We start from the raw sequence: 20687 nt of genomic DNA, 5'->3' as shown, positions 1-20687 counted from the left end.
GGGGGTAGGGCGGAGGGTGTAGAAGCCACGGCGCGCTTGTATGCTGTCCCCCCATCCCTATACCCTACTTCCTGAACTTATGTCTAAAGGCGATAAGCACTTTCCTCACCCCATTACTCTGGCTGTCGATGTTGGCGGCACCGGCATCAAGGTCATGCTTCTGGATGCGCGCGGCAACCCGCTCTCCGAGAGGCTGCGCACGCCTACTCCGCAGCCCGCGACTCCCGCGAAGATGCTGGCGGCACTCGAAAAGCTGCGCAGCCACCTTCCTGCTTTCGACCGGGTGTCGATAGGTTTTCCCGGCGTGGTGAAGCGCGGCAAGATATGGTCCGCAGCCAATGTGGACAAGGAATGGATCGGCTTCCCCCTCGAGGCCACGCTGCATAAGCGCTGGAAACGGCCCGTGCATCTGGCCAACGATGCTGCGGTGCAGGGTTACGGAGCCATCAGCGGCAAAGGTGTGGAGCTTACCATCACCCTCGGCACCGGCATGGGCTCGGCGCTCTTCACTGACGGCCATCTCTGCCCCGGCCTGGAATTAGGCCATCATCCCTGGCGCAAGGGGAAGACATACGAGGACTACCTCGGCCGCAAAGGCCTGAAGAAGCTGGGTAAAAAGCGCTGGAACAAGCTCCTCGAAGAGGCTATTGAGCAGACGGCGCATACCTTCAACTGGGATCACCTCTATATCGGCGGAGGCAACGCCGCTGAGATCAACTTCACGCTTCCACCGCAGGTCACCATCATCTCCAACGAAGACGGACTCTTCGGCGGCGTGGCGCTTTGGCGATTCCAGAACTGAGAGCAAGAGGAGGGAGGCATCTCATGCGTTCCTTCCTTTTAGCTTTGTGAGTCTCTTCGCAAAGCGGACCATGAGTGAAATTAGGTCCATAAGATTCCTGCTTTCCCTGAACTAATTCCTACCATCGCGCTGGTACGCAAACTACCGCACGTCTCTAGTCCGGAGCCGCGGCGGCCAACCGAAACAACTTGGTCAGAAGAAACGAGACCGCAATCCAAGCGGTCCGCCCGGCTTCAGACTTCGACGGTTTGCTTGAGCTGGCCGCAGGCGGCGTAAATATCCCGGCCGCGCGGACGCCGCACGAAGGCGGGAATTTCGTGCTCGATGAGGTGCTGCTGAAAACGCGCAACGTCGTCCGGCGCGGGCATCGAGTAGGGGATGCCGGGGCCGGGATTCCAGGCGATGAGATTCACCTTGGCCGGCAGTCCGGCGCGACGGATCAGCCTGACCACCTCCGCCGCGTGCTGCGGCTGATCGTTCACTCCGCCTAACAGAACATATTCGAAGGTCACCCGCTCGCGCGGCCGCAGAGGAACCTTGCGCACCGCGTCCATCAGGTCGCCGATATCCCATTTGCGCGTGATGGGCATGATCTCTTCGCGCACCTTGTCGTTCGAGGCATTCAGCGAGATGGCCAGCTTGGGCCGGACCGTCTCCGAGGCGAAGCGCTCGATGCCGGGGACGATGCCGGAGGTCGAAACCGTCATGCGCGATTCGGCAATGCCCACCTCTTCGACCAGCAGGCGCACCGCGTCCATGAAGGCGTCGTAGTTGAGAAAGGGCTCGCCCATGCCCATGAAGACGAGATTGATGCGATCGCGGCCGATCTTCACGCCGTGGCGCTTGAGTACGGCGACGACCTGTCCGGCGATTTCGCCCGCGGTGAGGTTGCGAATGATGCCCAGCTTCGCGGTGAGACAGAACTGGCAGTTGACGGCACAGCCGATCTGGCTGGAGACGCAGATGGTGGCGTCGTGATGGCCGCTGGCCTCTTCGTCGCCGGCTCTGCCGTGGCCGGGAACGGCTGCGGAGAAGTTTCCAGCTTCGGAGCCGTCGCCTTCTTCGCCGTCATCGCCCTCGGGCATCCAGACCGTCTCCACCGTCTGAGCGCTTCCTGCTCCCGGATCTCCGACGGCGATGAGATAGCGTTCGGTTCCGTCGATGGACTTGAATGTCTCTGCGATCTGGGGAAGGCCGATGCCGTATCCCGCCTGCGCGAGCTGATCGCGGAAGGATTTAGGCAGCGGAGTGATGTCGTCGAGGGAGGAAACCCAGACCCGGTAAAGCCCCTGGGATATCTGCCGGGCACGGTACTCTGGTACCGTAAATTCCTTGGCAATCCCGCTAAGCTCCTCATTTTTAAGGCCAAAAAGGGGACGAATCGGAACGGCTGGTAAAGCGTCTAAAATGGAGTAGAGATTGTTCCTGCCAGCCGTCATCGTAAATCCGGAATCCGTGGTGTCAGCATAGCGCATTCGCGAGACCGAAGATCAGTGTTCTTCCCCGCTCACAATGACCAACGGACGCCGGTCAACCTTTCGACGGACGGCCCCAAGTAGAAAGGTCGCGAGACTGCATGAGTAACGAGAGAAATATACGCCGCACCATCCTGCCCAATGGACTGACGATTCTCACCGAGAAGATGGACCACATCCGCTCCGTAGCCATGGGTGTCTGGATCCGTGCGGGGTCGCGCCATGAGCAGCCCGAGGTGAATGGGATCTCGCATTTCGTGGAGCACATGGTGTTCAAAGGCACGAAGTCGCGGTCGGCGCAACGGATCGCGCGCGAGGTGGACGCCATCGGCGGCAACCTCGACGCCTTCACCGGCAAAGAGACGGTCTGCTTCAACATGAAGGTGCTGGACGAGCATGTGCCGAGCGCGCTCGAAGTGTTGTCGGACCTGGTGCTGAATCCGGTCTTCGCCGCCGAAGAGATCAACCGCGAGCGCGGCGTGATCCTCGAAGAGATCAAGATGGACGAAGACAATCCCGACTATCTGGTGCATGAGATCTTCACCCAGAATTTCTGGAAGGACCATCCGCTGGGCAAGCCGATCCTCGGCACCAAGGAGACGGTGCGCAAGTTCGAGCGGGAGACGCTCTTCGACTTCTACGGCTCGCGTTTTCTCGGCGGCAACATGATTTTCTCCGCTGCCGGCAACATCGAGCATGACGACTTCGTCGACCGCGTGACCCGCAAATTCGAAGCCCTGCCGGCGGGACAGAGCGAACACACCGAAGCTCCACCCAAGACCGCAGCGCGGATCAACCTGCGCAACAAAAAATCGCTGGAACAGGTACAGCTCTGCCTGGGCGTGCCTTCCCCTCCGGTTGCCGATGAGTCACGCTACGTCACGCTGGTGCTGAATACCGTGCTCGGCGGCGGCATGAGCTCGCGGCTCTTCCAGACGGTCCGCGAGGAGCGCGGCCTGGCCTATGCGATCTATAGCGACCTGAATCCCTATCGCGATACCGGATCGCTCTGCGTTTACGCCGGCACATCGTCGGACAAGGCGGTGCAGGTGATCGATCTGGTGATGACGGAGTTCGGCAAGCTGAAAAATACGCCCATGGCCGCGGATGAGCTGCGCCGCGCCAAAGACCAGCTGAAGGGCAACCTGCTGTTGTCACTGGAGAGCTCGATGTCGCGGATGTCGAACCTGGCGCGCCAGCAGATGTACTTCAATTACTTCTTCGGGCTGCAGGAGATCCTGGACAAGGTGGAGAACGTGACGGACGAACAGGTAATGGCCATGGCCAACACCCTCTTCCAACCCGACCGGATCGCCGTGACCCTGCTGGGCCGGCTGGACGGGTTGAAGGTCACGCGCGACCAGCTAGCGTGTTAAAGGCAGGGTGTAGGGTACAGGGTTTAGGGTGTAGTGGGCGGGGCGGAGGTAATGCTCCGCGCGTGAAATTGTCTTGGCTTTTCTACACCCTGCTCCCTACACCCAATTCCCTGTCTTCTTTACCCTAAAACTATCTCCTACACCCTGCCCTTGAGCGGTTTGCTGGTTTCCTGCGTCTTCATCCGTTAGGATTGCGTGTGGCGAGAGTGTTCACGCGGTCTCTCCCCAAGGGATATTGACTTATGAAGCTTTCGATTGCTCGCAGCCTGGTTAGTAAAGAAGCCCGATCCCGCCAAAACAGCGGCCGTTACCTGTCCGAAGCCGGTTTCACCTTGATGGAACTGCTGATCGTGATCTCGATCATGCTGATCCTGATGTTGATCGCCATCCCCAACTTTGCCGGCATGAAGATGCAGGCCAATGAGACCTCGGCCATTCAGTCGCTGCGTGCGATCTATGAGTCGCAGATCCAGTTCCAGACCACCTATCCGGCAAACGGCTTCGCCTGCTCGCTGCAGGCGCTGGGCGGCGATTCCAAAGCCGGACCGCCGAATCCGCAGTCGGCGCAGTTGCTCCAGGGCGACCTGGCCGGCGGCCAGAAAAGCGGATACACCTTCAACATCGTGAACTGCACCAAGGTCACGGTGAACAACCAGGACATGTACACCGGCTACGAGGTCACGGCGGTGCCGCAGGCGGTGGGTAAGACGGGACACAACGGCTTTTGCATCGACCAGCAGGGCGAGGTGCGCAAGGATGCTACCGGCGGCACCAACTGCACGGTCGCACTGCAATAAGCGCACTTCAGTAAGCTAGAGGAAGTGAGACGCCTTCTCTTCCCATTCAACGCAAAGCGGGCATTCGCGGCGACTATCGCCGCGATGCTCTGCTGGATTGCTAATCCAGCCCATCCCCAAATGACCTCGGCCCAGACCGGCGCGGCTAATACCGCTGCGGGGTTAACCGCAGACATTCTAGCCAGCCGCATCGATCGCCATTACAACGCACTTCATTCGCTGGAAGTCCATTTCGTCCAGAGCTACTCGGGCATGGGCATGAACCGGCATGAGGCCGGCGTGCTGCTGCTGAAGAAGCCGGGCAAGATGCGCTGGACCTATACCCAGCCCGATGGCAAGCTCTTCATCCTCGACGGACATGATGGGTACTTCTATTCGCCCGGCGACACGGAGGTGCAGCGCGTGCCGGTGAAGCAATTGGACGATATGCGCTCGCCGCTGCGGCTGCTTCTCGGACACACCCAACTCGCGAAAGAGTTGAACGGAATCGCGATTGCTCCCGCCGCTGACGGAGCTTACACGCTCACCGGGATTCCGCGTGGCATGGAGAAGCGCGTCGCTTCCTTCAGCGTAACTGCGGCCGCGGATGGAACGATTCGCTCGCTGCGCGTCGAAGAGACGGATGGGATCACCAACACCTTTACCTTTTCCGGCGAGGCGGCCAATGTTCCGGCCGCGGATGGAAGCTTTGTTTTCAATCCTCCCGCTGGAGTGCATGTCATCAACGGCATGCCGCCGGTTTAGAAAGCTCTTTCACGGGCGGGAAGCCCATATCGCGCCGCGACAAAAAGCGACGGCGCAAAGAAACGACGATTTCAGGAGGAACGAGGCCATGCTCAAGCAGATGATCCTGCAGGTGATTCTGGCAGCCGCATTCGGTTATGGCTCGCTGGCAGCGGCGACCGATCTCACCATTCACTTGAAGGGATCGCAGCCGCTCTCCCGCATAACTCTGCAATACCAATGCGATGAACAGGGCGTGAAGATGGGCCTGCCGGCCGGGCCGTTTCCGGTCGAGTATGTGAACGGCGGCGGAAACAGCCTCGCCATCCTGCCGGTCGGCAAAAACACCTTGATCTTCGCCAACATCATTTCCGGCTCAGGCGCGCGCTATGCGGCGAACCAGTACATCTGGTGGGACGCGGCCGGACGCGGCACCACATTCTCCTCCGATTCGCTCGCGGGCAAGATGCAGTCGGCCTGCCATCGGGTGGCAGCGAAATGAAACGCCGTCTGGGAATGGCCGTGGTGGCGCTCTTAGCGGCGCTCGTCGCTGGCAACGCCGAAGGGCAGGATGTAACCTCCGGGCCTTGGGTGATGCAGTCGAGCGGGAGTTCTGCAGGCCTGCGCGGCATTCATGCCGTGGGCGGCGGCGTAGCCTGGGCCAGCGGAAGCGATGGCACGGTGTTGCGCACCGAGGACAGCGGCTTCGTGTGGCAGAGCTGCGCCATGCCTCCCGGAGCGGAGAAGCTGGATTTTCGGGGTATCTGGGCGTGGGACGCGGACACGGCGATTGTGATGTCGTCCGGGCCGGGGGATCTGTCGCGGTTGTATAAGACCACGGACGGTTGCTCGCACTGGACGCTGCTCTATACCAATCCCGATAAGGATGGTTTTTGGGATTCCATCAGTTTCGAAGAGTCTGACGGCCAGTATGGAACGATGCTAGGGGATCCGGTCGGGGGAGCATTTACCGTGCTTCGCACCACCGACGGCGGGAGTCACTGGACAAGGGTTAAATCCACTTCCTCGCCCGGCTTGGCTGCGGACGCGTCGAAAATTGGGGCTTTCGCCGCCAGCAATTCGGCGCTGGTTTTCGCCGCCCAGGTCCTCAATTCCGTCGATAATGAGAACTTCATTTACTGGTTTGCGGCTGGCGGAACGACAGGAGCTTTCATTTTTCGTGGGCAGAGTGAGTGCGATCCGCAGACCTATCACAAAGATCCGGAGCATTGTTCGGTTCGTTGGAAGGTAACCCCCGATCGCGTTCCTCTATCCTCCGGAAAAAGCTCTTCAGGAGCGTTTTCTATCGCCGTTCTTGATGGAGATGAGACGATTCATCACGCGGTCGTGGTAGGCGGCGATTACAACGATCCGACTGAGCGGTCAGGTACCGCGGCTTATTGGGACGAGGCTGGCCGGCGATGGATAGCGGCGACAACCCCACCTGGAGGCTATCGCTCGGCAGTGCAGATACTGCCCAATTCCGGGACTGTAGAAGATTACTCCCATCTGGTCTGGATCAGCGCCGGGCCCAACGGCTCCGATATCAGCTACGACGGCGGCAAAACCTGGTCTCCGCTGGACAATGGCAACTGGAACGCCCTCAGCCTGCCCTGGATCGTGGGCCCCAAGGGACGGATCGCCAAGCTGGATGAGGGGCGGCTGAAACGGCCTTAGTGGTCTCCCACCCTTCACGATGAAACCGTGAAGGATGGGGCACCGGCGTGAACTCAAGTAGCGGGCAGGTCGATGTCTTCTTGAACGCTTCGCCGATCCTTTGCGTCTATCGTCTGCGGGAACTGGTACCCTGAAGTAGCATCCACACATGGCGGAATTTGTAATCAAGCTGGCCGACGAGCGCGGCCGCGTCCAGGAACAGGTGCAGTCGGCGGCCACCGCCGAGGAGCTGCGCCAACGCTTCTCCCATGCCGGCTATTATGTCTATTCGATTAAGCCCAAAGGACTTACCGGCAGCAGGCGCAAAGCCAAGCTGGAGACCTTCATCATCTTCAACCAGCAGTTCCTGACCCTGGTGAAGGCCGGCCTGCCCATTCTCGGATCGCTCGAGATGCTGGCCAAGAGCCAGAAAAACCCCGCCTTTGCGGGCCAGCTGCAGAACGTCGCAGCCCGCGTGAGAACCGGTGAATCGATCTCGGCGGCCTTCGAGGCGCAAGGTGGATTTCCGATCATCTACACCACCACGCTGCTGGCCGGCGAGCGAAGCGGCAACCTGGAAGAGGTTCTCGGCCGTTTTCTCTCCTTTCAGCGGATTTCGCTGACCTTTCGCAAGAAGCTGACCGCATCGCTGATCTATCCCGCGCTGCTGATTACCCTGGTCTTCGGCCTGTTCGTCTTCCTGATCACGTTTGTCGTGCCGCGCTTCGCCACCCTCTATGACCAGCTGGGCACCAACCTGCCCGGGCTGACGCTGCTGCTGTTGAAGGTCGGGCAGGATGCGCAGAAATATATCGTTTACGTGCTTCCGATGCTGGCGCTGATCGGCTACCTGCTCTTTCGCTGGAGCAAGACCGAGGCCGGCGCCGACCGCATCGACGGCCTGCGCATCAGCCTGCCGGTCTTCGGCAATATCTGGATCAAGTATCAAGTGGCTCTCTTTTCCCGCACCCTTTCGACGCTGCTCTCCGGCGGTTTGCCGCTGGTGCCGTCGCTCGAAACCGCGGCCCGCTCGATCGCGAGCAAACGCATTGCCAAGGCCGTCTTTTCCTCGGTGACCCACGTACGCGAAGGCAAGGGACTCTCCGTCAGCCTGGAGGCGACGCGGGTCTTTCCGGATCTTTCGGTGGAGATGATCGAGGTGGGAGAATCGACGGGCGCGCTGCCGCAGATGTTGAACTCCGTCGCCGAGTTTTTCGAGGAAGATGTGCAGACGGCTTTGACCGCGGCCATGGCGCTGATCGAACCGGCCATCCTGATCGTGATGGGTATTGTTGTGGTGGTTATTCTTATCGCGCTCTACCTGCCGATATTCTCCCTGGGGAACGCTAACAACTTCTCGCACTGAGAGACCGGCCATCCCACCCTTCGCGACAAAGACGCTCGCAAAGGATGGGGCACCCGCAAGAACAGAGTTCTCTGAAGTAAGGTTCACCGAGGAAAACGCTTATGGCACAGGCAACGGTTCTTACATTACCGACCGAGCATGACGAAACATCGCGCGCCCAGGCTCTGGCGGCGCGCTATCGCTGCGAGTTTGTGGACCTCAAGAACTTCCGCATCCAGCACGAGCTCTTCAAGACCGTGCCGGTGGACATGATGTTCCGCTACAACTTCGTGCCGCTGGAGCAGGATGGCAACCGGCTGACCATCGCCGTCAGCGACCCCAGCAAGCTGATGCTGCTGGATGAGATCGCCGGTCTGCTGGGGCAGCGCATCTCGACCCGGGTGGCGACGCTGACCCAGATCACCGACCTGCTCAAGAAAACGGAGCAGTCGCAGCGCGTGCTCGACGAGGCCTCCGAGGGCATGACCTTCGATGTCATCTCGTCGGAAGACAATCCGGACGAGACGATCTCGATCGAGAAGCTGACCTCGGAAGAAGACATCAGCCCCATCATCCGGCTGGTGGATACGACGATCTTCACCGCTCTCGAACGGCGCGCCTCGGATATCCACATCGAGACCTTCGACGACTCGCTGGTGGTCAAGTACCGCATCGACGGCGTGCTGCAGCTGGCCATGGCTCCCATTGCCCGCGAGCACCACTCGACCATCCTTTCGCGTATCAAGGTCATGAGCGAGTTGGACATCGCCGAGCGGCGCGTCCCGCAGGACGGACGCTTCCGGGTGCGCTACAAGGGCCGCCTGATCGACTTCCGCGTCTCCATCATGCCCACCGTGCATGGCGAAAACGCCGTGCTTCGTGTGCTCGACAAAGAGTCGATGAGCGAGAAGTTCAGCAAGCTTACGCTGGACGTGGTCGGCTTCCATGAAGACGACCTGCGGCGCTTCCGGCGGTACATCCGCGAGCCCTACGGCATGGTGCTGGTGACCGGCCCCACCGGCTCGGGTAAAACCACCACTCTTTACGCGGCTCTTAACGAGATCAAGAGCGATGAAGACAAGATCATCACCATTGAAGACCCGGTCGAATACCAGATCCGCGGCATCACGCAGATTCCGGTCAACGAAAAGAAGGGATTGACCTTCGCTCGCGGACTGCGCTCCATCCTGCGCCACGATCCGGACAAGATCCTGGTCGGCGAAATCCGCGACCAGGAGACGGCGCAGATCGCCATCAACTCGGCGCTCACCGGACACCTGGTCTTCACCACCGTCCACGCCAACAACGTGGTCGACGTGCTGGGGCGCTTCCTGAACATGGGCGTCGAAGCCTACAACTTCGTCTCGGCGCTGAACTGCATCCTGGCGCAGCGGCTGGTGCGTACTGTCTGCGAGCACTGCGTGCATACGGTGCATTACGACGAGGAGATACTGCTCACCAGCGGCTTGAATCCGGACGAGTGGCGGCACTTCGATTTCCGCGAGGGAGCTGGATGCATCGAATGCGGGGGCACCGGCTATCGCGGACGAACGGCAATTCACGAACTCCTGGATCTGACCGATCCGATCCGTGAAATCATTCTGGATAAGAAGCCGGCTTCGGAAGTGCGTAAGCTGGCCCAGGCCGAAGGAATGCAGTTCCTGCGCGAATCGGCCATCGACCGCGTGAAGCGCGGCTGGACGACGCTGAAAGAGATCAACAAGGTTACGTTTATCGAGGCTACGCGCTAGTGCAGATTCCCTTCCAATTTCTCGCTCCCAAGACAAATCTCCGCCCCGGGCTGGCCTGCGAGATCACCTCGGAAGGCGTGATCGCCGCGCACCAGGTCGACGGCCAGGAGGCAACGATGGCCTTCACCCCGATTGCCGCGGGCATCGTGCGGCCGGGGCTTGCGGAGGCCAACTTCGCCGATCAGCCGCTGGTGGTTGCGGCGCTCCGCAAGGCACTGGACGAGGTTGCGGGTCGCGAAAAGCAGCTCACGCTGGTGATTCCCGATGCAGCCGTGCGGGTGCTGGTGATGGATTTCGATACGCTTCCCGCCAAGGTGCAGGAGGCGCTGCCCATCGTGCGCTTTCGCCTCAAAAAGCTTGCGCCCTTCGAAGTGGAGGACGCCGCGGTAAGCTACCAGGTGATGCGCCAGACCTCGGAACAGACGCGAGTGCTGGCTACGGTGATGCCGGCGGCCATCCGCGCCGAGTATGAGAGCGCGGTGATTGCAGCCGGTTACGAGCCGGGCGTGATTCTGCCCTCGACGCTAGCGGCTCTGGCGGCATTGGCAGCTGACGGAGCGTCGCTCGTGATCAACCACAACGGACACTCCCTCACCACCGCCATCACCCAGGGCAACGAGCTTCTGCTGCACCGCACCCTGGAGCTGCCAGCGAGCGACGAGTGGCATCATGAGGAGCTGGCCAGGACCGTATCTGTGGCCATGGCCTATTTCGAAGACACCCTGCAGACGCGGCCCAATGTGCTGAATTATGTCGGACCGGGCGGGGCGCAGGAGTTTACACGGGTGATGGGCGAGGCGCCGGGACAGATGTTGGAAGAGTACGGCCTGCGCGTCCGCGATCTGGTCCCCGCTCTGGCTGCCGGCGGTTCAACAGGATTACCCAAGGGATTAGTGGCAGGCGTGGTGGGGGCGCTGGCAAGCTGATGCGCATCACCCTCAATCTCGCCAGCAAGCCGTATGTCGATCTGCGATCGATCCTGAAGCGGCTGCGCATTCTCATGTTGATTCTCGCGGTCCTGGCCGTGCCGCTCTGGTACGCACTGCGTTCGGAGCGCGGCAAAGCCGCAGCAGCAACAGCACGCGTCGAGGCCATGCAAAACAATGTCCGCCGGCTACAACAGCAGCAGCAGAGCTATCAGGCGCTGATGCAGCAACCGCAAAATGCTGCGGTGCTGACCCAGGCGGATTTCCTGAACGGGCTCTTCCGGCGCAAAGCCTTCTCCTGGACCGCGACCATGACCGATCTGGAAACAGTTCTTCCGAACGGAGTGCAGGTGTTGAGCCTCGATCCCGAGGTGGCCAAGGACGGAGCGGTGAGCATCCATCTGCGCGTGAGCGGCGGACGCGACCGCGCGGTCGAGCTGGTGCGCAACCTGGAAAAATCGCGGCACTTCGCCTCGCCTCGCCTGACCGGCGAAGCGCTGGCGCAAGTCGGCGGCCAGAGCAACAACCCCAATGCCGCCCTGCAGCCGGTGACCACTTCAATCGCGGTTAATTTCGAGATCGTGTCGGGCTATCGTCCGCTCAGTCCGGACGAGGAAAAGTCAGAGGATGAAGCGGCAAAGAAGTCCCATAAAGATGACGAATCGCCGGCAAGCGAAAAGCGATCGTCGGCTCCGCGTACCAGGCGCGGTTCAGCGATGACACAGCCCGGCGGCGCAGGCCCGATGCCGGCAAAGAAGCGGGGTGTGCAATGAGCGCTCTCCGGCGGTTCTTTACCGCGTTGAATCTGCACATTGCCGCAGTCGTCGTCCTGCTGGGAGTGGTGCTCTTTCTGGGCATCGAGGTGTTGGTCGCTTTCCACCAGGCGGGCGCGGCGCAATCGGCGAGCTTCGAGCAGCAGCAGGCTCTCTATGCGCAGCTGCAGGCGCAATTGGCGCATCTGCAGGGGCTTCCGGATAAGGTGAACCAGTCACGCGAGGATGCGAATCATTTCTACGAGAAGCGCCTGGCGCCGAACTACTCGACCGTCGCCGCGGAACTGGGCGATATCGAGGTAAAGAATCAGGTGCGGCTGACGCGTGCGCAATATACCGCCGGACCGGCCATCGACGGCCTGCACGAGGTTCGCATCGATGCCAACCTCAGCGGCGATTACGCGCCCCTGATGCACTTCATCAACGATCTGGAGCGGGATAAGAACCACGTCTTCTTCATCATCAACGGAATCACTCTCACCGGACAGCAGGGCGGGCTGGTGAATCTTCGCTTGCGCATGACCACCTACCTGCAGGCCGGCGCCAACGACCTGCCTTCGAATGTCGGGGATGCGGGCGCAGAGTCCGCATCCAGCGGGGAGGTGCAGTAATGGCGCTCAAGACAGGTTCGGAAGACAAAAAGAAAGTCATCATCGCCGCTACGCTCGGTGTGGTTGTCCTGGGCCTGGCGGGATATCAGATCTTCAACATGTTCGGCGGCAGCACGCCACCACCTGCGGCCCCGGTGAGCGTGTCCACTGCTGCTCCAACTCCGGTTTCAAGCCCAGGCCCGGGTCCGGTCCAGCATCGGATGACTGTCGGCCAGGGGCACGAAGCCGCGAAGATCGGAAACTCCATGGCCCGGCTCGACCCCACGCTGCACCCGGAGCTGATGGCGGCGGCGGAATCCCTGGAGTACACCGGCAAGGGACGGAATATCTTCTCGATGTCGTCGGTTGCGATGGCGATTGAGCCCGTGAAGGGACCGTTCCGCACGGCGCAAAACGCGCCGGTGGTTCCTGCCGGGCCGCCGCCGCCTCCGCCTATCGATCTGAAGTTTTTCGGCTTCGAGGCTGTCAAGAGCGGGACGCGTAAGGCCTTTCTCCTGCATGGCGACGACGTTTTCATCGCGGCAGAAGGCGACGTGGTCGATCATCGCTACAAGGTGGTGAAGATCGCGCCGTTCTCCCTGCAGGTCGAGGACATTCCGTACAACAACACGCAGACGTTACCGCTGGTCCAGAATTAGCACCGGTTTTTCAGCGGCTGCGGCATCGAACTGAAGCAGAAGCATGAATCTTCGCTCCCAATCCGGACAGCACGCCAAGGCTGCAAGCGGCTCCGAGAGCGGATTCGTGCTCATCGCGGTGCTGTTTCTGGTGGCGCTGATCCTCATCGCGCTGGCCGTGGCTGCGCCGAAGGTCGCCCAATCCATCCAGCGGGACAAAGAGCTGGAGTTACTCCATCGCGGCCAGCAGTACCAAAGGGCTATCAAGCTCTACTACAGAAAGTACGGCGCCTACCCGTCGAACATGGATCAGCTGATCAACACCAACCAGATCCGCTTCCTGCGCAAGCGTTATGTCGACCCCATGACCAACAAGGACGATTGGAAGATGGTCTACTTCGGCCAGGCTCACGTACCGGCCATGGGCCTCTTCGGACAGCCTCTGGCTAACGCCGGAGCCGCCGGGGCGAACGCGCTGGGCGGAACAGGCGCGGGCGGGGTGGGACAGCCGGTCGCGGGTTCGTCCTCAGGCAGTAGCTCCGGCAGCGCCTTTGGCAGCAGTTCCGGGAGCGCATTCGGAAGCAGCTCGAGTAGCAGCTTTGGCAGCAGTTCGGGTGGCTACGGCTCGTCGGGCTCTTCCTTTGGGAGCTCAAGCGGGGGATCCAGTTTCGGCGGCGGATCCAGTTTTGGCGGAGGATCGTCGTTCGGATCGAGTTCGTCGGGGAGCAGCTTCGGGTCGGGTTCGTCCTCCGGATATTCTTCCGGCAGCAGCTTCGGGAGCAACTCGGGGACCACGGGCAGCAGCACCGATCCCGGCAGCTCGGGCACCGGCGGTACAGGCTCCGGATCGACGACAGGAAGCACAACTGGCGCGGGCACTGGGACGTCGGCTGGCACAGGGACGGGCGGAGCCTTTGGCACCACCGGCAGCAGCAGTTCGACTCTGGGCAGTACGGGACCGATCGTTGGCGTGGTGATTCCCGACACGCGCGCTTCGATCAAGGAATACAAGAAGCAGAAGCACTACAACCAGTGGGAGTTCGTTTACGATCCGCTCGAAGATCAGCTGCAGGCCTCAGGCATCGGCGGCCAGACGAACCTGAATGGCGCCACTGGAGCGAACGGGACGAACGGAACCAGCACCGGTTCAGGCTTCTCCAGTGGTATCGGAGGCGGTTCGTCATTCGGTGGCGGGCAGTCGAGCGGTGGCTATGGGAGTTCGAGCGGCGGCTTTGGGAGTTCGTCAAGCGGGTCTGGCAGCTTTGGCAATTCCGGTAGTGGGAGTTTTGGCAACTCTGGATCTAGCGGTTTCGGCAATTCCGGTAGTGGAAGCTTTGGCAACTCTGGATCTAGCGGTTTTGGCAACTCTGGATCTAGCGGTTTCGGCAACTCCGGGTCTGGTTCGGGGAGTTCTACACCGCCTCCTCAATAGGCGATTCCTGAATTGCTTTTCGCTACGCGTGCAGTCTTTCGATCCGCTTCGCTCTCCGAGAACATCTTCTGGATACACGAAAGCGAGATCGGTGATGAGCCTTTGTCGTGCGATCGGGCGTTCTCTCAGCCGCTGAAGCCGCGCTTCCTTTGCTCGATTTGTACGTCCTGAAGGCCGTACCTACCAAGACCAAGCTACTTAATTTAGGCAGGGCTGAAAGCCGTACCCTTCTAAGAGCAAGTTGCCTGATTTAGGTAAGGCCTGTAGGCCGTACCTACCGAGACCAAGTTGCTTGATTGAGGCTGGGCTGAAAGCCGTACCTTCCAAGAGCTAGACTTTGTCCGCAACAGGAAAGCCCTGCTCGGGGAGCAGGGCTTTTTCCGACCTCAAACGGCGGGCGTTGCTGCCGCGATTAAACGCTGAAGGATGAGCCGCAGCCGCAGGTGCTCTTGACGCTGGGGTTTTCGAACTTGAAGCCGGCAGCTTCCAGGGTCTCGACGTAATCGACCACGCAGCCGTTCAGATAGACCAGCGAGGTGGCATCGACGAAGACCTTGAGGCCGTCGAAGTTCAGAACCTTGTCCATCATGCCAGCCTGGTTTTCGAAGGACATGGAGTACTGGAAGCCGGAACAGCCTCCCCCGACCACACCGATGCGCAGACCGGCAGGAAGCGGATCCTGGGTCGCCATGATTTCACGCACCTTGACTGCGGCGCTGTCGGTAAGCGTGAGAGGTGTCTTAATCGCTGTTGCTTCGGGAACGGCGGTTGCTGTGGCCATGGAATATCTCCTGAATCTACGGGTACTGGTGCTTTCAGTGTATCGCCCGATTAAAGCGGCACACAAGGCACATCACCAGTATTGGATGAGATTCTCCGTCGTTCGACTCAGTCCGCCACGATTTTATTCGAGATCCGCTGGTACTCGGCCTCGGACATCAGCCCCTTGGTAACCAGGTCATGCGGAGCCGAATAGGGCCTGCCGTCCACGATGCGCTGCGCCCGAGCCGACGAGATGCCGGGCAGCCCGGAGAGCTGGGCGGCGCTTGCCGAATTGATGTCCAGCGTGCCGGAAGTTCCTGGCGTCGAATTGCTTTGTATGCCCTGTTTTACGCCCGCCGCCACGTCGTCGACCTTGCGCTCGGCGCTGGCCGCCGCCACCCTGGCGTTGGCCGCTGCCTCCTGGGCATCCTGCTTCACCTGCTGGGTGGTCTGGGCCGCCTGATCTTTCAATTCCTGATCGGTTTTGGGCGGATTGTTGCAGGCAGAAAGGCAAAACATAGCAGCGGATCCGGCAAAAACCACCAACCCGAGGGAACGTGACATCTTTGCTAAGCAACGAACCATTCAGCTCTCCTGTGCGCCTGCCGTGGATTCGGGCGGCGCGACGTGTCACACCTATGGAATCGCTTCAATCTCCAAGGGTTGCCAATCTGGTTTCGTAATACTGAAAATGGCCTACACAACTCTCGGGGCGCGGGACTAATATGCTTCGCGAACGGCCCCTCTTACCCCCCGAGCCCGCAAAATGGGACCCGCTCGGTATCCGGAGCCGGCTCAAATCCGAATCCTGAGGTGCTCCATGAGCATCATGCCTGTTCTATGGATCGTATGGGCCGGAGTTACAGCGATCCTGCTTGTGCTTCTGGCATATAGAGGAACGATTACCCGGCACGAGGAAGACCAGATATTTCTGGATTCCGCGTCCGATCACCAGCAGAGAGAACAAACCGAGATCCTGGCCAAGGTCGGCAAGATCAACCCTTACGTGAACTACGCCACGGGGGCGACTTGCCTCCTATCGGCTTGCATTCTGGGGATGTATGTCTGGGATGCAGTGAAGCATTTAATGTAGATTCGCCATCGATACTTACCCGTCTGCCCGATTACGCCGGAATGCCACACCGCATTCCGGCGTAGCTGTCTGGCCACGGCAGCTTACTGCAAGCCTTCCACCGTGCCTTTTGCCGCGACATCCACGTCGACCTGCTTGCCTACGTGTAGCACAAAGCTGCTGGGATCTTTCATGCCCCAGGCTACGTAGGGAATGACGAAGTGCGTGGTGGCCGTGGCGTTTTTGCCCGCAATCTCGACCTGCATGGCCAGCGCCAGGGGATGGTCGCTTCCATGGATGGTAAATGTGCCGCTGACAGTGACACTTTGTTTCGAGCCGGAATGAATGCTTCCCGTCACTTTCTCGGGATGAAAGATGGCCTGCGGAAATTTTTCGCTCTCGAGAACATCTTTTTGCATGCGCGAATCGCGCGCGTGGCTGCCGCTCTGGCCGCTGATTACGTCGACGAGGATCTCCCCTTGCGCCATGCCGGTCTGAGGATCGAAGGTGACCAGGCCTCCCTTCAACGCGAAGGCGCCATGCACGGTATGCAGCGGATCGGAGAGCGTCCAGTGAATCTGCGTCGTAGCGGGGTCCAGATGAACGGTGACTTTCTGGCCGTCCTGTGGGGCGGTCTGAGCCGAGGCTCCGATACAGAGCGCGAGCGAAAGAAGGCCGCCTATTGATCTGAGGATCGTGCGACGAGGGGATTTGAGGATCGTGCGACGAGCTTTCATGCTTTCTCCATAGAATTGGGCCGAAAATTCAGGGCAGCGACGGCCGCAGCAGGCGCAGGCCGAGGCCGGGAGCTTCGCGAAGGATGAACGGCCGCAGCGGCCTCTCTCCGATGTGAATGGACAGCATGGATTGAAAGAGCCCCGGATCGCAGGCCAGGACATGCAATGCACGCTCACGCAGGAGCGGCCAGCGATCCATCAGCAGCATGGTCCGCGCCATGGCTTGAGGCAGCTGCATGATGGAAGAATGCTTCTTCCGATAGAGGGAGAGATTTTCCGCAGCCAGTGCATCGCCCAGAAGTTGTGCCTGGCGAAAGCTCACCGCCAGCCCTTCGCCGGTGATGGCATCGGAGGAACCGGAGGCATCGCCTACCAGCGCTACATTGCCGCGAGCTACCGATTTCAGACGGCGTGTGGTGAGAATGGCGCCTCTTTCGCGAGTGATAACTTTGGCTCCCCCCAAACGATGTCTCAGCTCTGGGATGCTCTCTATCAACTCTTGGCTGCGTGCGTCGGTGTTACGCGTCATCACCGAGATGCTGATCTCGTCGTCGGCAACCGGAGTTACATACGCCTGCCCGGCCGCAGCCCAGTGAACCTCGACGTACGGGCTCCAGGGGGCGACGCGGTAGTGAATGCGAAAACCAAAACGCCGGGTGAAGAGGGTGGCGTCGTCGAGTCCGGCCCAGGAGCGCACGCGTGAGGATTGGCCATCCGCTCCGACGAGGTATTTGTACTTCACCTCTTCGCCATTGATGCGCAGCGGCTGCCCCGGCTTGACGGAGACGTTGGTCTTCCAGGCGAGGCGCACCCCGGCGGCGGCCGCACAATCCACCAGCACGCGATGAAGCACGGTTCGCCTCACGCCCAGGCCGTTGCCGGAGGGGAAGTCAGCGGAAGCAGAGGAGCGGCGATCGCAAAAGCGTATGCCGCGAAATTCTGAGCCGTGAAAACTCGGGAGTTCCACGCCCAAGTGCGCCAGATCGCGGCGCGCATCGGGCATGATGCCTTCGCCGCAGGCCTTATCGATGGGCGGCGTTTGGGAGTCGGCCAGCAGTACATTGGCGCCGCGACTGCGTAAAGCAATTGCCGTCGTCAGTCCTGCCGGACCTCCTCCCACTACCAGTACATCGCAACTCAGGCCCGGCATCGATCACTACCACTCAAGTAACAGCATCTCGGCGCAGAAGCCCGGGCCCATAGCAGCCAGCACGCTCCGCGTTCCTGGCTTGGGCCGCTGGTGCTTCATGATCTCGTCGAGAACCACGAGCACGGAGGCCGAAGACAGGTTACCTACACGGCGCAGCGCATCCCAGGAGACCTGCAGCTCGGAGTTGTCGATACCCAGAGCCTCCGCGCTGGCCTCTAAAACTTTGGGACCACCGTTATGCATGATCCATGTGCCTACGTCATTCCGGGTCATATTGTGGGCGGCCAGAAACTGGTCGACATCGTGGCCTAGATTCTCGCGAACCACCTTGGGAACATCGGGAGAGAGAATGATGTTGAATCCCTTCTCCGAGATATCCCAGCCCATGACGTAGCCAGTGTCGGGATAGAACACCTGATGATTGGCCAGGATGCGCGGGCCGGGCAGCGGAACGCGATCGCCGACGACAAGAGCGGCAGCTGCGCCGTCGCCAAAGAGACCCGCCGAGATGAGATTGGCCGCAGAGATGTCGTCGCGCTGCCAGGTAAGCGAGCAGAGCTCGACGGAGAGCAGCACCGCGACCTGATCGGGGTAGGCCCGCACGTAATCGGCAGCCCGCGCGAGGCCGGCAGCGCCGGCAACACAGCCCAGTCCGAAGATCGGGTTGCGCTTGATGTGCGGCGAGAGCTTCATGCGATTGACCAGCCGTGCGTCGATGGAAGGGCTGACGACTCCGGTGACGGAGACGAAGAAGATTGCGGAAATCTGATCGACGGTCAGATGGGTCTGCTTGAGGAGACAGTCGATTGCCTGTTCCCCCAGCTGCTCGGCAACTTCAATCCATACGTTGTTGGTTTTCCCGAAGGTATCGAGGGCCGCATATTCACCCAGCGGGCGGGAAAAATGACGGCCCGCAACGCCGGTGCGTGAGTGCAGCCGTTCCAACACGGCCGCGGTTGCTTCGTCTCGTCCCCAGTAGGTCTTTAGTTCGTCGACTACCGCTTGTTGAGTGAAGTAATGTTCAGGAAAGGCAGTAGCCGTTGCAGCAATGCGCATATTTATGTGAGCTCAAGTCGGAGAATATTGGAATCGGTACGCTGAAATGTCAGTCAAAAGTCAGAAATATGTTACTGCGTGTGTTGAGGTTAAAAATACTATGCCGAGATGTTTCTTTCATTGAAGAAGATGACGGGGTATCGCTTCCCTTACTCATTTCGACAAGGAAATTCAGGATCTCGCCTCCTGTAGTTCATCCGCAGGCTGGGTTTCTGGCTGACTATTCCCGAACGTCCCAATCGGAATCTCTACGACGATTTCCACTCCGGTTGCTGCTGATTGATTCGTCGCCCGCGCCGAGCCGCCGTGAGCACACGCTACGGCTTTGACAAAAGCAAGGCCGAGCCCGTGACCCTCCGACGCATTCCCCTTCACGAAACGCTGAAACAGATGGCCGACCATTTCGGGGGGAAATCCCGGCCCATCGTCCTCAATTGTAATGACAGCTGTGCCTTCTCCCGCCGCAAGCCTTAGCTCGATACGGGCGCCGTCCCCAGCATAACGCAGCTCGTTCTCCAGCAGGTTAGAGATCAGACGCAGAAAAAAACGATGATCCACATTGGCCGTGACCGGATTCGGTGCGACGACCGTCAGGCTTTGGCGATGGTCGTGGAAGGCCGGGGTATAAAGATCGGCCACGCGGCGAACCAGCTCACCCAGGTCCGTCGTCTCGCGGCGCAGGCGCAGCGCACCGGCTTCGGCCTCCGCGACGTCGAGGGAAGTGGTGACAATTTCGGCCAGCCGGTCGAGATGCTCCAGCGCTTTGGCCACGTATTCGCGCGAGGTCTCGGCGTCATCGGTGGAGAGAGCCGCTTCCAGGCCACCGCGCACCGAGGTGATGGGGCTCTTCATGTCGTGAGCAACCGCGTCGGTAAGGGTGCGAAGCTGATTCACAGACGCGGAGATGCGATCCAGCATGGTGTTGAAAGCACGTGCGAGGCGAGCGATTTCGTCATTCGGCTGGCTGGCCGAAAACACCCGGCTGCCCAGATCGGAGGTATCAATGCTCGAAGCAGCGGTGGTGATGGCGTCGACGCGCTTCAGAGTCCGCCGCAGACCGAGGACGGCGCTGAGGAAACCGAAGCCCACCATGCATATCCAGCCGAAGACGAACCACAGCAGGAGATGGAAGAGCAGCTCGCTGGCGCTGGAGTCGAGAAGGCCGAGGTAGATTCTTCCCCCGTCCGTTCCTAAATCCGCAGCCACAACACGAAACGGCGAGCGCCAACCGGCCATTCGGATCGAAATGGCCGTATGCTCGCGGACATTCAGCCTGCCGATGGCATCGATAAAGGGCTGATTATTCGTGGGACCGACCCAGAGTGGGGGCCGGCCGGAGTTGTCTGTCTGCAGAAAAAAAACGGTGTTTTCGGGGAGATGATTTCCCTTTCCGTCGTATGCCAGCTCCTGGGTGGCCAGTTCGGCAACCTCTTCCACGATACGGCCGTAGAGGGCGTCGCGCTGCGTGGTCGACGCCACCTGCTTCAGGGTCTCGCTCTCGCCGATGAGCCAGGAGTCGCCGCGCTCGCGTACTGCGCTGGCTACCAGGCCATACATGAGCACGAATACGGCCGCGCTGCCCACTGCGAAGGCCAAGGTGCTGCGCAAGGCCAGCCGCCAGGCCGC

Annotated in this window: 21 protein-coding genes; 14 read left to right on the top strand and 7 right to left on the bottom strand. The window is 60.4% G+C overall.

The genetic code is table 11. The annotated features are described in order from the left end of the window. Positions 1 to 79: 79 nt before the first annotated feature. On the top strand, positions 80 to 802 hold the full coding sequence (locus XX99_RS01405; RefSeq protein WP_050057588.1) for an ROK family protein: 723 nt from the start codon (positions 80 to 82) through the stop codon (positions 800 to 802). A gap of 233 nt (positions 803 to 1035) precedes the next feature. On the opposite strand, the gene rlmN is transcribed toward XX99_RS01405, so the two are convergent. After that, positions 1036 to 2241 carry a 23S rRNA (adenine(2503)-C(2))-methyltransferase RlmN gene (gene rlmN / locus XX99_RS01400; RefSeq protein ID WP_050058057.1) on the bottom strand — a complete coding sequence of 402 codons (1206 nt, stop codon included), beginning with the start codon at positions 2239 to 2241 and terminating at the stop codon, positions 1036 to 1038. A gap of 137 nt (positions 2242 to 2378) precedes the next feature. Here rlmN and XX99_RS01395 point away from each other — a divergent pair, with 137 nt between their 5' ends. The 12 genes from XX99_RS01395 (at position 2379) to XX99_RS01340 (ending at position 14284) form a co-directional block, all read left to right on the top strand. Further along, the gene (locus tag XX99_RS01395) at positions 2379 to 3653 is read left to right on the top strand and encodes a M16 family metallopeptidase (protein WP_050057587.1); all 1275 of its coding nucleotides are present in this window, start codon (positions 2379 to 2381) and stop codon (positions 3651 to 3653) included. Positions 3654 to 3895: 242 nt separating this feature from the next. Continuing rightward, on the top strand, positions 3896 to 4450 hold the full coding sequence (locus XX99_RS01390) for a type IV pilin protein (protein WP_082125158.1): 555 nt from the start codon (positions 3896 to 3898) through the stop codon (positions 4448 to 4450). A 24-nt stretch (positions 4451 to 4474) separates the two neighbouring features. Continuing rightward, positions 4475 to 5194: an outer membrane lipoprotein chaperone LolA gene (gene lolA, locus XX99_RS01385; protein ID WP_231581105.1), complete on the top strand. Its 720-nt coding sequence runs from the start codon at positions 4475 to 4477 to the stop codon at positions 5192 to 5194. Positions 5195 to 5282: 88 nt separating this feature from the next. Further along, the gene (locus XX99_RS01380) at positions 5283 to 5675 is read left to right on the top strand and encodes an MliC family protein (RefSeq protein WP_050057586.1); all 393 of its coding nucleotides are present in this window, start codon (positions 5283 to 5285) and stop codon (positions 5673 to 5675) included. Continuing rightward, on the top strand, positions 5672 to 6850 hold the full coding sequence (locus XX99_RS01375; RefSeq protein WP_231581104.1) for a WD40/YVTN/BNR-like repeat-containing protein: 1179 nt from the start codon (positions 5672 to 5674) through the stop codon (positions 6848 to 6850). The genes XX99_RS01380 and XX99_RS01375 overlap by 4 nt, the downstream gene beginning before the upstream one ends. 148 nt (positions 6851 to 6998) lie before the next feature. Further along, positions 6999 to 8195 (top strand): type II secretion system F family protein, encoded by a 1197-nt coding sequence (locus XX99_RS01370; RefSeq protein ID WP_050057584.1) that lies wholly within the window; start codon positions 6999 to 7001, stop codon positions 8193 to 8195. Between the two features lie 101 nt (positions 8196 to 8296). Beyond that, positions 8297 to 9925: a GspE/PulE family protein gene (locus XX99_RS01365; RefSeq protein ID WP_050057583.1), complete on the top strand. Its 1629-nt coding sequence runs from the start codon at positions 8297 to 8299 to the stop codon at positions 9923 to 9925. Next, positions 9925 to 10851 carry a type IV pilus biogenesis protein PilM gene (locus XX99_RS01360; protein WP_050057582.1) on the top strand — a complete coding sequence of 309 codons (927 nt, stop codon included), beginning with the start codon at positions 9925 to 9927 and terminating at the stop codon, positions 10849 to 10851. The genes XX99_RS01365 and XX99_RS01360 overlap by 1 nt, the downstream gene beginning before the upstream one ends. Further along, positions 10851 to 11624 carry a PilN domain-containing protein gene (locus tag XX99_RS01355; RefSeq protein ID WP_050057581.1) on the top strand — a complete coding sequence of 258 codons (774 nt, stop codon included), beginning with the start codon at positions 10851 to 10853 and terminating at the stop codon, positions 11622 to 11624. The genes XX99_RS01360 and XX99_RS01355 overlap by 1 nt, the downstream gene beginning before the upstream one ends. Next, entirely contained in the window at positions 11621 to 12235 is a 615-nt protein-coding gene (locus XX99_RS01350) for a hypothetical protein (RefSeq protein WP_050057580.1), read from the top strand. Before XX99_RS01355 ends, XX99_RS01350 begins: the two co-directional genes overlap by 4 nt. Then, positions 12235 to 12873, top strand: a complete 639-nt coding sequence (locus XX99_RS01345) for a flagellar basal body-associated FliL family protein (protein ID WP_050057579.1) — start codon at positions 12235 to 12237, stop codon at positions 12871 to 12873. The genes XX99_RS01350 and XX99_RS01345 overlap by 1 nt, the downstream gene beginning before the upstream one ends. 43 nt (positions 12874 to 12916) lie before the next feature. Next, the gene (locus XX99_RS01340; RefSeq protein WP_050057578.1) at positions 12917 to 14284 is read left to right on the top strand and encodes a type II secretion system protein; all 1368 of its coding nucleotides are present in this window, start codon (positions 12917 to 12919) and stop codon (positions 14282 to 14284) included. Positions 14285 to 14696: 412 nt separating this feature from the next. Here the strand turns inward: XX99_RS01340 and XX99_RS01335 are convergent, their stop codons facing one another. Together XX99_RS01335 and XX99_RS01330 are read right to left on the bottom strand one after the other, a co-directional pair. Continuing rightward, the gene (locus XX99_RS01335; RefSeq protein ID WP_050057577.1) at positions 14697 to 15065 is read right to left on the bottom strand and encodes a HesB/IscA family protein; all 369 of its coding nucleotides are present in this window, start codon (positions 15063 to 15065) and stop codon (positions 14697 to 14699) included. 107 nt (positions 15066 to 15172) lie between these two features. Next, positions 15173 to 15565: a ComEA family DNA-binding protein gene (locus tag XX99_RS01330; protein ID WP_184084469.1), complete on the bottom strand. Its 393-nt coding sequence runs from the start codon at positions 15563 to 15565 to the stop codon at positions 15173 to 15175. Positions 15566 to 15866: 301 nt separating this feature from the next. Between XX99_RS01330 and XX99_RS01325 the strand changes: the two genes are divergently transcribed. Then, positions 15867 to 16139, top strand: a complete 273-nt coding sequence (locus tag XX99_RS01325; protein ID WP_050057575.1) for a hypothetical protein — start codon at positions 15867 to 15869, stop codon at positions 16137 to 16139. Positions 16140 to 16222: 83 nt separating this feature from the next. Here the strand turns inward: XX99_RS01325 and XX99_RS01320 are convergent, their stop codons facing one another. The 4 genes from XX99_RS01320 to XX99_RS01305 form a co-directional block, all read right to left on the bottom strand. Next, positions 16223 to 16855 carry a YceI family protein gene (locus XX99_RS01320; RefSeq protein WP_050057574.1) on the bottom strand — a complete coding sequence of 211 codons (633 nt, stop codon included), beginning with the start codon at positions 16853 to 16855 and terminating at the stop codon, positions 16223 to 16225. Between the two features lie 28 nt (positions 16856 to 16883). Next, the gene (locus tag XX99_RS01315; protein ID WP_050057573.1) at positions 16884 to 18005 is read right to left on the bottom strand and encodes an NAD(P)/FAD-dependent oxidoreductase; all 1122 of its coding nucleotides are present in this window, start codon (positions 18003 to 18005) and stop codon (positions 16884 to 16886) included. A 6-nt stretch (positions 18006 to 18011) separates the two neighbouring features. Next, entirely contained in the window at positions 18012 to 19061 is a 1050-nt protein-coding gene (locus XX99_RS01310; RefSeq protein ID WP_050057572.1) for a type III polyketide synthase, read from the bottom strand. Between the two features lie 171 nt (positions 19062 to 19232). Next, positions 19233 to 20669 (bottom strand): ATP-binding protein, encoded by a 1437-nt coding sequence (locus tag XX99_RS01305; RefSeq protein ID WP_050057571.1) that lies wholly within the window; start codon positions 20667 to 20669, stop codon positions 19233 to 19235. Positions 20670 to 20687: the final 18 nt, after the last annotated feature.

It is taken from the genome of Silvibacterium bohemicum (assembly GCF_001006305.1).
Classification (GTDB): Bacteria; Acidobacteriota; Terriglobia; order Terriglobales; family Acidobacteriaceae; genus Silvibacterium; species Silvibacterium bohemicum.
The sequence above is the reverse complement of the archived record's forward strand: the minus strand, read 5'-3'. Positions and strand labels throughout refer to the sequence as shown.